The sequence below is a fragment of the Streptomyces sp. AM8-1-1 genome (assembly GCF_032229325.1).
GTDB lineage: Bacteria > Actinomycetota > Actinomycetes > Streptomycetales > Streptomycetaceae > Streptomyces > Streptomyces achmelvichensis.
The window spans coordinates 2,659,576-2,673,205 of record NZ_CP135086.1; the positions used below are offsets into that span (position 1 = coordinate 2,659,576).

Consider the following 13,630-nt stretch of genomic DNA (forward strand, 5'->3'; position numbering starts at 1 on the left):
AACAAACATTCCCCCTCTCCATCACCGGCAATCTCGTGTCACTACGAGCTGAGCGGCAGGACGCTCGCGCCCGTGGCGTCGAAGGTGAGCCGGTTGGCCGCCCATCCCTCACCCGCCAGTCGTGCGACCTTGTCGGCCGCACTGTCCTCGGCCAGTGCGAGCACCGTGGGGCCCGCACCGGAGATGACTGCGGGGACGCCGTTGGCACGCAGTCGGTTGACAAGGTCGATGCTCTGCGGCATCGCCGGGGCCCGGTACTCCTGGTGGAGACGGTCCTCCGTCGCAGGCAGCAGCAGGTCGGGACGCCTGGTCAGCGCCTCGACGAGGAGGGCCGCACGACCGGCGTTGGCACTTGCGTCCACATGGGGGACGCTGCGCGGCAGAAGGCCGCGCGCGGTCTCCGTGAGCACCGCCTTGCCGGGGACGAAAACCACCGGAACGACGGAATCGGCCGGGTCCATCCTGATGGCGCGTGCCGCTCCCCCGTCGGTCCAGGCGAGAGTGAACCCGCCGAGCAGACAGGCGGCGACATTGTCGGGGTGCCCCTCGATCTCCGTGGCGAGCTCCAGCAGAGCCGCGTCGTCGAGCTTGGCGTCGCCGCCTATCGTCACCGCGCGGGCGGCGACGATGCCGGCGCAGATGGCGGCCGACGACGAGCCCAGCCCGCGGCCGTGCGGGATCCGGTTGGCACAGACGACCTCGAGGCCGCGCGGCTGCCCGCCGAGCAGGTCGAAGGTCGTCCGCAGGGCACGGACGAGCAGATGGCTCTCGTCGCGGGGCAGCGTGGAGGCACCCTCACCCGCGATGTCGATGTGCAGACCGGCATCGGCGACCCGCACCACGACGTCGTCGTACAGCGCCAGGGACAACCCGAAGGCGTCGAAGCCCGGGCCGAGGTTGGCGCTGGTGGCGGGAACGCGCACCCGGACGGCGGCGGCGCGGAACGCTGGACCGGCCATCGCTCGATGACTCTCCTTGGTTCTGAGCTGTGGGATTCGAGAGGTGAGGACCCGTGGGCCGTAACGGCAGCAACACCGCGGCATATGCGGCGGGGCGGGTTCGGTACAGCTTATCGAAGGAAGGTTCTGTGGCGACATAGGGCGCACGGGAGGCGCACGATGCGTGTCGCAAGCCTCCTGTGCCCCTACGTACGCCGTTGCCCGGCTTGCCGTGCTTGTCCATCGTCCGGGAACGCAGTAGGACGCGCTCCCGGACCACAACGGGGCGGCCGGCCATTTCCGGCGAGCTCGCCCGGCCACGACCCCCGGAAGCGGGACTCTCAGGCGAGACCGAGACGCTCCGCCGCCGCCACGGCGTCCACCGGGACGGTGACGGGCTGCGGCGCACCGGCGACGGCCCAGTCCGGGTCCTTCAGGCCGTTGCCGGTGACCGTGCAGACGATCCGCTGGCCCGGGTCGACCTTGCCCTGCTCGGCCGCCTTCAGCAGACCGGCGACCGAAGCGGCCGACGCGGGCTCCACGAAGACACCCTCCTGGGAGGCCAACAGCCGGTAGGCGCGCAGGATTTCACGGTCCGTCACCTCGTCGATGAAGCCACCGGACTCGTCCCGTGCTTCGAGCGCGAACTGCCACGACGCCGGGTTGCCGATCCGGATCGCGGTGGCGATCGTCGACGGGTCCTTGACGATCTCACCGCGGACGATGGGCGCGGAACCGGAGGCCTGGAAGCCCCACATCCGCGGCCTGCGCGTGGAGAGAGCGGGCAGCGCCGGGCGGTCCGCCCCGCCGGCCAGAGTGCTCGCGGGCGACGGCTGGGAGTACTCCTTGTACCCCTTCCAGTACGCCGTGATGTTGCCGGCGTTGCCCACGGGCAGCACATGGATGTCGGGGGCGTCGCCGAGCGCGTCGACGATCTCGAACGCGGCAGTCTTCTGCCCCTCGATGCGGTACGGATTGACCGAATTGACCAGCGCCACCGGGTAGTTCTCGGAGAGCCGGCGGGCCAGGTTGAGGCAGTCGTCGAAGTTTCCGTCGACCTGAAGGATCTGCGAACCGTAGACGAGCGCCTGACCCATCTTGCCGAGCGCGATCTTGCCCTGCGGGACGAGCACGGCGCAGACCATGCCGGCCCGTACGGCATACGCGGCGGCGGACGCCGAGGTGTTGCCGGTGGAGGCGCAGATGACCGCCTGCGCACCCTCCTCCTTGGCGCGGGTGATGGCCATGGTCATGCCGCGGTCCTTGAAGGACCCGGTGGGGTTGGCGCCCTCGACCTTGAGATGCACCTCGCAGCCCGTGCGCTCGGACAGAACGCGCGCCGGGACGAGCGGCGTACCACCCTCACGGAGCGTGACGACGGGCGTCGTGTCCGTCACCGGAAGGCGGTCCCGGTACTCCTCGATGATGCCGCGCCACTGGTGGGTGCCGTTGGTCGTCATGGGTCCCTTACTCCCCTTCAACACGCATGATGCTGGCGACACCGCGCACGGTGTCGAGCTTGCGCAGCGCCTCGACGGTCCCGGAAAGGGCTGCGTCGGGCGCGCGGTGGGTGACGACGACGAGTGATGCCTCGCCGTCTGCTTCCGGTCGGCCCTGCTGGCGGACCGTGTCGATCGACACGCCGTGCTCGGCGAAGACCGTCGCGACCTGGGCGAGTACGCCAGGCTTGTCGGCCACGTCGAGGCTGATGTGGTACCGCGTCACGACGTCGCCCATGGGGCTCACGGGCAGTTGCGTGTACGCGGATTCGCCCGGCCCCGTGGCCTCGGCGAGCTTGTTGCGGCAGACGGCGACGAGATCGCCGAGCACGGCGGACGCGGTGGGAGCGCCGCCCGCGCCGGGGCCGTAGAACATCAGCTGCCCGGCCGCCTCCGCCTCGACGAAGACGGCGTTGTACGCCTCGCGGACGGACGCGAGCGGATGGCTGAGCGGGATCATCGCCGGATGGACGCGGGCGGTGACGGAGTTGCCGTCGGCCGCCCGCTCGCAGATGGCGAGGAGTTTGACGGTGCAGCCCATGCGCTGCGCGGAGACGATGTCGGCGGCGGTGACCTCCGTGAGGCCCTCGCGGTAGACGTCGTCGAGCCGCACGCGCGTGTGGAAGGCGATCCCGGCGAGGATGGCGGCCTTGGCGGCGGCGTCGAAGCCCTCGACGTCGGCGGTGGGGTCGGCCTCCGCGTACCCGAGGGCGGTGGCCTCGTCGAGCGCCTCGGAGTAACCGGCGCCCGAGCCGTCCATTTTGTCGAGAATGAAGTTGGTCGTGCCGTTGACGATGCCGAGGACGCGGTTGACCTTGTCACCGGCGAGCGACTCGCGCAGCGGCCGGATCAGCGGGATCGCACCGGCGACGGCGGCCTCGAAGTAGAGGTCGCGGCCGTGCTGCTCGGCCGCCGCGTAGAGCGTGGCGCCGTCCTCGGCGAGCAGCGCCTTGTTGGCGGAGACGACCGAGGCGCCGTGTTCGAAGGCGGTGGTGATGAGCGTGCGGGCCGGCTCGATGCCGCCGATGACCTCGATGACGACGTCGATGTCGCCGCGTTTGACGAGGGCGGTGGCATCCGTGGTGACGAGGTCCTCGGAGATCCCCTCACGCACCTTGCCGGGCCGCCGCACGGCGACGCCGGCCAGTTCCACCGGGGCGCCGATGCGGGCGGCGAGGTCGTCGGCGTGCGTCGTCATGATGCGCGCCACCTCTGAGCCGACCACTCCACAGCCCAGCAGCGCCACCTTCAGCGGACGCGTACGCATCATCCGACCTCGCTTCTCATCACTTCTACGGTGTGGACCAGTCTCACGCACCGGACGGAAGTTTCTATCCCCCGTCCGGCATACGAGACATCTATCTCAACTATCCGACGTCGAGACGCAGGAGATCTTCCTCCGTCTCCCGTCGCACGATCACCCGAGCCTCGCCGTCCGCGACGGCGACGACGGGCGGACGGAGTGCGTGGTTGTAGTTACTGGCCATCGAGCGGCAGTAGGCGCCGGTCGCGGGCACGGCGATGAGGTCGCCGGGCGCCAGGTCGGCGGGCAGGAACGCGTCCTTCACGACGATGTCGCCGCTCTCGCAGTGCTTGCCGACGACGCGGGAGAGCATCGGCTCGGCGTCGGACCTGCGGGAGACCAGCGCGACGCTGTACTCGGCGTCGTAGAGCGCGGTGCGAATGTTGTCGGACATGCCGCCGTCGACACTGACGTACGTCCGCAGGCCTTCCAGCGGCTTGATGGTGCCGACCTCGTACAGCGTGAAGGCGGTGGGGCCGACGATGGCGCGCCCCGGCTCGACGGAGATACGCGGCGTCCGCAGCCGGGCGGCCTCACACTCACGGGTGACGATCTCGTTGAGCGCCTTGGCGATGTCGTGCGGCTCGCGGGGGTCGTCGTCCGGCGTGTACGCGATGCCGAGACCGCCGCCGAGGTCGATCTCGGGCAGCTCGACGCCGTGTTCGTCGCGGATCTGCTTGAGCAGTCCCACGACGCGGTGCGCCGCGACCTCGAAGCCCGAGGTGTCGAAGATCTGCGAGCCGATGTGCGAGTGGATGCCGATGACCTCCAGCCCGTCGAGCTGGAGCGCACGGCGCACCGCCTCGGCCGCCTGGCCGCCGGCGAGCGGGATGCCGAACTTCTGGTCCTCGTGGGCCGTCGCGATGAACTCGTGCGTATGGGCCTCCACGCCGACCGTGACCCGGATCTGCACGCGCTGGCGCTTGCCGAGGCTCTGGGCGATGTGGGCGACGCGCACGATCTCCTGGAACGAGTCGAGCACGATCCGCCCGACACCGACGCGCACGGCCCGCTCGATCTCTTCCGGGGACTTGTTGTTCCCGTGGAAGGCGATGCGGTCGGCGGGCATCCCGGCGTCGAGCGCGGTGGTGAGCTCACCGCCGGAGCAGACGTCGAGGTTGAGGCCCTCCTCGTGGAGCCACTTCACCACGGCCCGCGAGAGGAACGCCTTCCCGGCGTAGAAGACGTCCGCGTCCTTGCCGAACGCGTCGGCCCAGGCACGGCAGCGGGCGCGGAAGTCGGCCTCGTCGAGGAAGTAGGCGGGGGTGCCGAACTCCTCGGCCAGCCGCGTCACTTCGATCCCGCCGACGGTGGTGACACCGGCGTCGTTACGGGTGACGGTCTTCGCCCAGACCTTCTCGTCGAGACCGTTGAGGTCGGCGGGAGGGGCGCTGTAGTGGCCCTCGGGGTAGACATCGGCGTGACGGGGCCCGGCGGGGTGTGCGGAACGGCTCATTCTTCTCTCACAGGTAGTCAGGGGCGCTGATGCCGAGCAGGGACAGGCCACCGGCGAGCACCGTCCCGGCGGCTTCGGCGAGCGCGAGGCGGGAACGGTGGGCGGCCGAGGGTTTCTCGTCACCGAGGGGCAGCACGGTGTGCTGGAAGGAGAGGAGCGCGTCGGCGGTCGCTTCCAGATGCCGGACGAGCCGGTCGGGCGCGCGGAGGCGGGCGGCGGAGGCGAGGACGGCGGGGTGATCGCCGATGGCGCCGGTCAGCGCGGGGGCGTCGACGGTCGGCTGCTCGGCGGCGGGCTGGTCCCTGGTGATGCCGAGCAGGCCGGCGTTACGACTGAGGGCGCGGCTGCGGGCGTAGGCGTAGCGGACCGTGAAGAGGGGGTTGGACTCGTGCTGCACGAGGAGATGTGCCCCGCTGCGGGGCCGGTCGTGCGCGGCGGCGGAGAGCAGGGCCCACCGGGTGGCGTCGGCGGCGGGGTCCTGGGTCTGGTCCGTGGCGGGTACGACGTGAGGACGCTCGACTTCCCCGTCCTCGGTCTCGGCTCCCTGGGACCGGAGCAGCCGGCCGAGCACGTCGGCCCACACCCGGGCGCGCAGCTCCTCGCCCGCCTCGAACCGCACGGCAACCCCGGCGAGCTGCCGGCTGTGCCCGTACGCCGCGCCCTGCTGCCGCACTGTCTCCACCAGCTCCTGCTGCGCACGGCTGTGCAGGGTGATGTTGAGGAAGCCGGGTCCGGTGATCTCGATGGAGGCGATCCCGGGCTGGCCGGCGATCCGGTCGCGTAGAGCCTCGGCGACGGCACGGGGCGGCTGATGGGCGGGCCCGGCGAGCCGGAGGGCGACATTGGTGGCGTAGTCGCCGCACCCTCCGGGCCTGGGACGTTCGACGCTGACACTCTCGGGCACCGGCGCGTCCAGCGCACCGTCCGCCACCGCGCGGCGCACGGCGTGCAGCACGGTACGAGAGAGATCGGCGGGCGTCACGGGACAAGCGTATGGGAGGAAGGGGGGCGCTTCGCGAACCGGTTTCGCGATGCGGTCAGCCGCGCGTGCTTCCCGCTCGCCCGGCCCCATGCCTGCCGTCTACGGACGGCGGACCCTCCCGGTGCATCAACTGCCGTACGAGACGGACGAGCTCGGCCGGCTCGAAGGGCTTGGCGAGGAAGGCGTCCACTCCGGCGGCGATGCCGCTCTCCACCTCGTACTGCGTACACGCGCTGATGATGGCGACGGGCAGATGGCTGGTGCGCGGATCGGCCCGCAGGAGGGCGGCGGTGCGCAGCCCGTCCAGCCGAGGCATGACCACATCGAGGGTGACGACATCGGGCCGCACCTGCTGCACGACTTCCAGACACTCGGCACCATCGGCCGCGGTCACGACCTCGAAGCCCTCCAGCTCGAGGTTGACCCTGATCAACTGCCGGATGACCCGATTGTCGTCGACAACGAGCACACGGCCGGACGCCCCTGACACAACTCGAGAGTAGGTCGCGGGGCGGGGCCGCGTCCGGGTTTTGCGGACTTCCACTCTGTGGGGGGACGGGGGGTGGGGGTGGAGGGGGTGATGGGGCGACAGGGATGGGGGTGGTGGCCGGCCGGGGGGAGGGCCGCGGGGCGCGGGGCGCGGCGAGGGTTGGGGGTGGTGGCCGGCGGGAGGCGAGGTGGCCTGCCAGGTGACGGCTGGGGGCGGCTGAACGGGATGTGGTGCGGCTCGGGGTGGCGCGCCTGAGGGCCGGCTCGCGGGCAGGTCGGAGCCCCTGAATACCTGTTCACGGGGACCCTCTGTGAGCTGGTAGGGTTCTACCCGTCACCGCGCAAGCGGGATGTACGCCCCCGTAGCTCAGGGGATAGAGCAACGGCCTCCGGAGCCGTGTGCGCAGGTTCGAATCCTGCCGGGGGCACCCTGTATGAGGTGCCCAAAGACCCCGTCACCAGCGGAAACGCTGAGGCCGGGGTCTTCGCGTATGTGCAGGCGGATGCAGTCCGATGCGGCCGTATGTCGGGGTCCGTGGACGAGGCGTGGACGGGATCTTGGCACATCACTGCAGGTCACTGTCGGATTCCAGAGACGGCCGCCGAAGGCGACCTCCCCGGCATCGTGCCGCGCTCGGCTGCTTAGATCATCGGCATGACGGACTGGTCTCGGCTCCACCACGCCTACGGCACGGCAGACGACATCCCCGGCCTGCTTGACGCATTGGGCCCGGACGCGCAGGACCCCGGCTGGGACAAGCTCTGGTCCCGGCTGTGTCATCAGGGCACCGTCTACTCGGCGAGCTACGCGGCCTTGCCCGCTCTGACGGAAATGGCGCGTCAGTGGTCAGCGATGGACCGGAAGGCGCCCCTCTACCTGGCCGGCTCCATTGTGGCTGGTACAGATCAGCCGCATGGCGATGAGGATCCCCAAGTGACCTACGCCTCCCAGATATCCGACCTGGCACAACTCACCGAGGAAGCTCTGCAGGACCCGGGACTTGCCGACGACCCCACGAATTACGTCGACTTGCTGGGCACACTGCTGAGTTTCCAAGGGGTCGAGATCTGGGGCGAGCAGCTCGATGGGCTGAACGACGAGGAGTACGAGGTGCCCTGTCTCTCGTGCAGTGCGGAGAACTTCATAGCCTTCGGCAAGTACGGCTTCTTCTCGACCACCGACAGCATGTACATGGAGCCCTCCACCACGGCGAGGCAGGTGCCGCTGCGACCGCAGGCGCCCGCAGCTTTGGAGGGGCTGGCCCAAAGGCTTCACTCCCGCGCACTCGCCGACGGTCAGTCGGACATCGCGCGTAAATTGACCTACGTCTTCGGTGACGCGCAGTGCGCCGAGTGCGATGCCGTCTTCAGCGTCGAGGAAGCCATCGTCTCCCGGTGGGGCTGAGGACACTACGCCCGCCAATCGCTGCCACAGGTTGTGCCGCCAGTGTGGGAGTCTATTGGATAGCCCGGCAAGAAGGTCTTTGTGCTGGTAGCACGGCTGGGGAGACTCTGGGTGCCCGCAACAGTGGTGTTGCTCGGTTGAGATGGCCTTAGACGTCAGTGCATGTCGTGCCCGATGACCACGCCAGGACCCTCAGCCAAGCCATCCCAGCTGGCGATCCGAAGCGGCACGGTCACCGACGAGCCTAGCGAGATGAACACCCCGCTGGTGGAGCCGCCAAAGCCCTTCTCAGCACGAGCCGCCTTTGCAGCGTCCCGCAGCAGAGCCTCCAGCCGCTGTGACTGCACGGCTATGTCCCCGTCGTGCATCTCCGTCAGCAGCCGCGTCGTAACCAGGACGCGGTCCGAGCCATGCCCACAAGGTTGGGAGAGCCGCATTGGAACCAGTTGGGTGGCGCCCCTGTCAAGTGCGCGGGCCAAAAATGCGGCCCCGTCCCCATCGCGCATGGCGCGAGCTAGCGTGGCTGTCGGCGAGTTGCGGAACTTCAGATAAGCCAGGCCAGCGAGGAAGCCAACAGCCATCCCGATGCTGGCGGGGGTATCTTCCGGGTTAGCCGCTCCTGATGCCCTGGCTATTAGGACTGCGAGACCGCCGCCAGTGGCAGTGCATGAAGCAACGTAGAACAGGATTCGGAACACGCTTCTCCCCCAGCATCGAGCGACTGACGACAGTATGACGACCACCGGTCTCTTCGTGGCATGTGGTGGCGAGGCATGTGCGGACCTTTGAAGTTTCAGCGCCTCGGTCGGCCAATGCCGTACGTTTCAGCGAGAGCAGTTGCAGGGGTGTCGCGCAGCTGGAGACGGGCTTCGACGGACCGGCAGTGCTCCTGACGATTGAGACGGCCCAGGAACAGCGAAGCCCCTGGACGAGACTCCAGGGGCTTCGATCTCTGGGCAGGCCGTGTCACTCGTATTCGCGAAGTAAGTCTTCGATACGCCGGTTGGCGACGTCCTGCCGTCCGTCAAGGCACTTCGCGTAGCGGGTCAGCAGGACCTCAACGCTGTTGCCGGCGCGCTCGGCCACCTCAGTCGGGTCGACACCCGCGTTGAGCCACGTCGATAGCGCCGAGTGACGGAGGTCGTACGGCCGACTCGCGAGGGGTGAAGCCGCGACGGCGGGCGGCAGCGCGAGGAGCCGGGCTTCCTGCCAAACGCGGTAGTACGTCGACGAGGGGACGACCGAGCCCTTCTCGCTGAAGAACAACCGCCCGTCGTCGGCAGTCCCGAAGGTGGCGAGATGCTCACGGAGCACGGCGACGAGGTGAGGCGGAATGGGCACGCGTCTGACGTCCTCCGTCGGTCGGTTCTTCAGTCCGCGGTCGTCGTGGGTCTCCCCCGAGTCGGTCCACTGCTTGCCGACCGACGGACGAGTCCGGTGCAGCAGCGCCGATCCCCAGCCCTGCCTGGGAAGGTTCAGGTCCGTCCCGACGAGGCCGACCGCTTCAGCAGGCCGGAGACCGCCGAAGTACATGGCGGCGAAGAGACCCACCAGGCGTCGCCCACGGGCCCGCTGGTAGCCGCCTACGTAGGAGACGGCCGCCAAAAGATTCCGAGCCTGCTCGGGGTTCGCGACAACGCGAGGGTCAACCTGGTTGGAGACCTTCGGCTTCTGCCAGCGAACAGCCGTGATCGGGTTTTCACGCAGCTCCCCCAGGTCGACCGCATAGTTGGCAGCGTTGACGAGAGTCCGCCGCTTACGCCGCACGGTTTCAGCCGCTGCGGCCGTGCCGTCGAGCTTGAGTTTCAGCGAGTCCAGCACCGCGCGAGCCGTGGCCGGTTCCGCGAGATCGGCAAGCGGCCGCGATGCCTTCGACACCCAGTGAAGAACGTTCCGAACATCGTCCGGGAGGTCCCGGTCATCGGGCCCGGGCAACACGAAGGCCCAGTTGCGAAGCGCTTTGCGGATGGCCTGGTCGGACGGCCGTCCAGCGCGCTCGTCGAGGAGCTCCATAGTCACGCTGGTGAGCGATTCGTTGATGCCGTCACGCGTATTGGGGGCAGCATGCGGCCACTTCATCGCGAGGTACCTGAGGGCGAACTCGTACCACGACATGGCCGACTTCTTCTGTTCCATCGAGGCCGGGAGGCCAGATGTCTTGTCAAACTCCTCTCCGTCTCGCATCGCCCGCATAAGTTTCGCGCGATAGTGATCGGCGAGGGCCTTCGTGCGGAAGGAGTCAGAGAAGACGTTTCCCGCGACAGACCACCGGACACCGTATGAGGGCGTTTTCGTATCGCGCTTTCGCACGGCCCAGACCTTCACGTCGAGAGACTTCATGCGGCGGCCTCCAGCTGCCGTAGCCACGTGGTGAAGTCGCTCCGCCACACCCGTAGCTCGCCGTTGGGCAGCTTGAATGCGGCCGGCCCGTAACCCAGCTCACGCCAGCGGTAGAACGTCCGTCGGGAGACCCCACCCAGCTCATCCAAGACTTGGCGAACGGTCATCAGCTCGTCGTGACGCGATTCCATGTCGGTTCTCCTTCCGTACCAGGGGCGGGTTCGAGCGACGCGGACAGCCAGGCTTCGGCGGCCGAGAGGCCTGTTCCGGCGAAAACCCAGTGAGCCAGGACGTACGTCGTCTCCGGCTCGCGTTCAGGCAGCGCGGCAGCCGCTTGGGCGCGGCGCCATTCGGCACGGGCGTCACGGAGGGCGCCGAGGGTGGTGGAGTAGCGGCGGGACTTGGTGGAGAAGTGACCGCGGAAACCGAGCATGTGGGCCCAGGCGCGCAGGCGGAGGTGTTCGAGGTCCTTGCGGGCGCCAAGAGTCCAGACAGTGCGGATCATGCGCCGGGCGTGGTCGGTGATCCGGGCCCCGGCCAGCTCGGCGAGGAAGCGGATCGGCCGGTCGAGCGTGCCGGTCGCTGTCTCGGCACCCTTGGTGGCGTACTTCGCGATGTACGCGGCTACTGCCCGCTCGGTCAGCTCCTGGCCGTCGTTGAAGTGGACACTGCGGATGGTGCGGACGTCGAGCTGACGACCGAACCTGAACGAGTGGGCCCGGCCGTCGACCTCCGGTCCAGTGACTCGTGCGGCGGATGCGGCAGCGCGAATGGCGTCTGTCAGCAGTTCCGCCGTTGCCCAGACCGGAGGAGCCGTGTCGCCGCCCTCGGGGCCGTCGAGGCGGATGACCGCGTGGAAGTGGACGGCGCCCCGCTTCTGGTACTCGGCCACCTTGGCGAACGAGATGCGCGCGTGGTCGCGGAAGGCACGCTGAGTGAGACCGGCACGCTTGGCGACCTCCCGACGCAGGTAGATGGAGAAGCGCCGCCAGAGGGCCCCGGCGTGCGCGTTCCACAGCACGGCCGCTTCGTAGTCGTACGCGTCGGGATCGAGCGGTGTGCCCAGGGCTGCATCCTGCTCGTCGTGCCGGTCACCGCAGCGGCAGGGCCGTCCGCTGGAAGGACGGTTGTGGACCGGGCCGAAGCTCGGAGCCGTGAACGTGGCGAACACACGAGGATGGACGGCGACCTGCTCGGGCGTGCCCTTGCCTCCGTGCAGTCCGGCGGTGATCAGGTGGTAGGTGTCGCGGCGGTAGGTCTCGGCGCAGGCCGCACAGCGTGTGGCCCGGCGGTTGTTGCAGCGGACGAGGAGTTGTCCGGCGGGGAGGGCGGTGGAGTCGAGGTGGTGCAGGACCCCGCCGATCTCACCGGTCGTGGTGTCGACCGCGTATTCGGTGCGGTGGCCGTCGAGGCGTACTGGGCGGGTGCAGCCGCCCAGCGTGGAGAGTTGGCGGGCCAGCTCGGGCATGGTGCCGAGGGAGGCAAGCATGGAGAGTTCCGCCAGCGGGGGCGGAGTCTGCCGGGTGATGATGGGTCTTCCTTTCGGCTGTTTCGGCGGTCGGGAGGGTCGGCCCCGGGGCGGCGGGATGCTTGGCGGCTTGTTGCCGCCCCGGCGGCCGGTCAGCGCTTGTTCGCGCCGTTGACGAGGGAGCGCAGCACCACGGCGGCGATGGCCACGGACACGGCCGATACGGCGACCGCCGTGAGGAGCGCCGTGAGGACGACGCCGACGACGACCACGGCGGCGACCGCGCCGACTCCGATCCCGACGAACGGGGCGACCGGGCGGCCGGCGGAGGGGGCCGGGGCGTGGTTCTGCGGGATGTGGGTGGTGATGCTCGGGACGTGCGGGATGTCGGGCAGCTTGGGGCGGAACATGGCTGGACTCCTTGTCGGTCGGGTGGTCATTCGCGGGTGCCGTTGACGACGTCGACTCCGGAGCGGGTGCCGGACTCGATGGCGGGGGCGAGGAAGGTCTGGGAGAGCCAGAAGCCGAACAGGGCGATCACAACGGCGACCCAGAGGCGGACGCCGAGGAACTTGATCGAGGCCCAGGCGATGACACCCAGGACGAAGACGAGCGGCAGAGAGACGGTCACGGGGACTCCTCAGCGCACAGAGCAGCGGTGGGTCCGGGCCGCCAGCTCGGCGGCGGCGCGGCTGTCGTAGTCGGTGGAGAAGCCGCAGCGCGGTGCCGTGCAGGCGGCCGTGTGCTTCTCGCGGCCCCGGCCGTCGTAGTAGGTGGCGACCTGGACGGGACCGATGCGGGCGACGCGTCGGAAGCGTGGGTTGGCGGACATCAGGGCATCTCCTGTTCGTCTTCGCCGGTGAAGTCGGTGACGTGGTCGGCGAGCCAGCGCAAGATCTCGTCGCCCTCGTAGCTGTCGGCGGCGAGGATCACCGGCTCGGCGATCAGGACGGCTTCGGTGAGGCGGTTCTGTCGTGTCAGCTCGGCAGCGCGTTTCAGCGCGCGGAGCGTGGACGGGCGCACGGTGGCAAGTCCTCCGGGTCAGGTGAGTTGGGTGGCGATGGCTTCGGCGAGCGGCATCGGGACGCCGAGCCGTGCGCGAAGCGTTGGGGTGTCGATGGGCGTTCCGGTCCGGGTGTGGTGTTCGTCGGCGACCCTCCGGGCCATGGCGACGAGGGCGGGTGGCACCGGGGAAGGCGAGTCCGGAGACGACGCCGGTTCAGCGGCGGGCAGTTCGGCCGTCGGCGAGGACGGTTCGACTTCCGCAACGGTGGGTTCCGGCGCTGTGACCGTCGAGGACGGTGCGGATGCCGCAGCCGGAGCGTCGATCGGCTGCGGCCCCCCGTGGGCGAGCAGGGTGCCGCCGAGGAAGGCGACCGCGGGCCAGCCCGCGACGAGGATCCGCAGCCAGGCCGGTACCTCGTCCAGGTCAAGCAGCCCGGCGGTGGCGACGTTGGCGCCGAGGGAAGCGGTAAGTGCGACGAGGAACCAGCACCACCCGGCCGCCTTCGCCTCACCGGAGCGGAGCCGCCGCCAGGCCGCGACCATCAGCAGGTCGACGGAGACCGGGTAGGCCCACGCCTTCCAGCCGTCCTGTCCGGCGGCCAACGCCAGGTCATGCAGGTGAGCGAAGGACAGCGCGGCGGCGATGAGCGCTTGGACGAGCACGGCGTCCACGCGGACGGGCAGGGTACGCACAGCCACTCCTTCCAGTTCCAGGCATGGGTGGGGTAGGGACTTGGCGCGGGAC

15 protein-coding genes and 1 tRNA gene are annotated in these 13,630 nt (G+C 69.4%); 2 read left to right on the forward strand and 14 right to left on the reverse strand.

From position 1 onward, the window contains the following. Nucleotides 1-41 precede the first annotated feature (41 nt). The 6 genes from thrB to RPQ07_RS11885 form a co-directional block, all read right to left on the reverse strand. Entirely contained in the window at nt 42-959 is a 918-nt protein-coding gene (thrB, locus tag RPQ07_RS11860; RefSeq protein WP_313944081.1) for a homoserine kinase, read from the reverse strand. A 320-nt stretch (nt 960-1,279) separates the two neighbouring features. Continuing rightward, nucleotides 1,280-2,398: a threonine synthase gene (gene thrC / locus RPQ07_RS11865; protein ID WP_313944082.1), complete on the reverse strand. Its 1,119-nt coding sequence runs from the start codon at nt 2,396-2,398 to the stop codon at nt 1,280-1,282. 7 nt (nt 2,399-2,405) lie between these two features. Beyond that, nucleotides 2,406-3,704: a homoserine dehydrogenase gene (locus tag RPQ07_RS11870; RefSeq protein WP_313948866.1), complete on the reverse strand. Its 1,299-nt coding sequence runs from the start codon at nt 3,702-3,704 to the stop codon at nt 2,406-2,408. Between the two features lie 100 nt (nt 3,705-3,804). Next, nucleotides 3,805-5,196 (reverse strand): diaminopimelate decarboxylase, encoded by a 1,392-nt coding sequence (lysA, locus tag RPQ07_RS11875; protein ID WP_313944083.1) that lies wholly within the window; start codon nt 5,194-5,196, stop codon nt 3,805-3,807. A gap of 7 nt (nt 5,197-5,203) precedes the next feature. Further along, the gene (nrtL, locus tag RPQ07_RS11880) at nt 5,204-6,178 is read right to left on the reverse strand and encodes an ArgS-related anticodon-binding protein NrtL (RefSeq protein WP_313944084.1); all 975 of its coding nucleotides are present in this window, start codon (nt 6,176-6,178) and stop codon (nt 5,204-5,206) included. Between the two features lie 55 nt (nt 6,179-6,233). Further along, nucleotides 6,234-6,668 (reverse strand): response regulator, encoded by a 435-nt coding sequence (locus RPQ07_RS11885; RefSeq protein ID WP_313944085.1) that lies wholly within the window; start codon nt 6,666-6,668, stop codon nt 6,234-6,236. 355 nt (nt 6,669-7,023) lie between these two features. Here RPQ07_RS11885 and RPQ07_RS11890 point away from each other — a divergent pair. Both RPQ07_RS11890 and RPQ07_RS11895 read left to right on the forward strand, forming a co-directional pair. Beyond that, a tRNA-Arg gene (locus RPQ07_RS11890) sits at nt 7,024-7,095 on the forward strand. 227 nt (nt 7,096-7,322) lie between these two features. After that, entirely contained in the window at nt 7,323-8,072 is a 750-nt protein-coding gene (locus RPQ07_RS11895; protein WP_313944086.1) for a hypothetical protein, read from the forward strand. 966 nt (nt 8,073-9,038) lie between these two features. Here RPQ07_RS11895 and RPQ07_RS11900 read toward each other — a convergent pair. From RPQ07_RS11900 to RPQ07_RS11935, 8 genes are all read right to left on the reverse strand, one after another. Further along, on the reverse strand, nt 9,039-10,412 hold the full coding sequence (locus tag RPQ07_RS11900; protein ID WP_313944087.1) for a tyrosine-type recombinase/integrase: 1,374 nt from the start codon (nt 10,410-10,412) through the stop codon (nt 9,039-9,041). Further along, on the reverse strand, nt 10,409-10,603 hold the full coding sequence (locus tag RPQ07_RS11905) for a helix-turn-helix transcriptional regulator (protein WP_313944088.1): 195 nt from the start codon (nt 10,601-10,603) through the stop codon (nt 10,409-10,411). The genes RPQ07_RS11900 and RPQ07_RS11905 overlap by 4 nt, the downstream gene beginning before the upstream one ends. Beyond that, on the reverse strand, nt 10,579-11,901 hold the full coding sequence (locus RPQ07_RS11910; protein ID WP_313944089.1) for a replication initiator: 1,323 nt from the start codon (nt 11,899-11,901) through the stop codon (nt 10,579-10,581). The genes RPQ07_RS11905 and RPQ07_RS11910 overlap by 25 nt, the downstream gene beginning before the upstream one ends. A 131-nt stretch (nt 11,902-12,032) precedes the next feature. After that, nucleotides 12,033-12,290, reverse strand: a complete 258-nt coding sequence (locus RPQ07_RS11915) for a SpdD protein (protein ID WP_313944090.1) — start codon at nt 12,288-12,290, stop codon at nt 12,033-12,035. Nucleotides 12,291-12,316: 26 nt separating this feature from the next. After that, nucleotides 12,317-12,511, reverse strand: a complete 195-nt coding sequence (locus RPQ07_RS11920; RefSeq protein WP_313944091.1) for a hypothetical protein — start codon at nt 12,509-12,511, stop codon at nt 12,317-12,319. A gap of 9 nt (nt 12,512-12,520) precedes the next feature. After that, entirely contained in the window at nt 12,521-12,712 is a 192-nt protein-coding gene (locus RPQ07_RS11925) for a mobile element transfer protein (RefSeq protein WP_313944092.1), read from the reverse strand. After that, on the reverse strand, nt 12,712-12,903 hold the full coding sequence (locus RPQ07_RS11930; protein WP_313944093.1) for a hypothetical protein: 192 nt from the start codon (nt 12,901-12,903) through the stop codon (nt 12,712-12,714). The genes RPQ07_RS11925 and RPQ07_RS11930 overlap by 1 nt, the downstream gene beginning before the upstream one ends. Before the next feature lie 18 nt (nt 12,904-12,921). Next, entirely contained in the window at nt 12,922-13,578 is a 657-nt protein-coding gene (locus tag RPQ07_RS11935) for a DUF2637 domain-containing protein (protein WP_313944094.1), read from the reverse strand. Nucleotides 13,579-13,630: the final 52 nt, after the last annotated feature.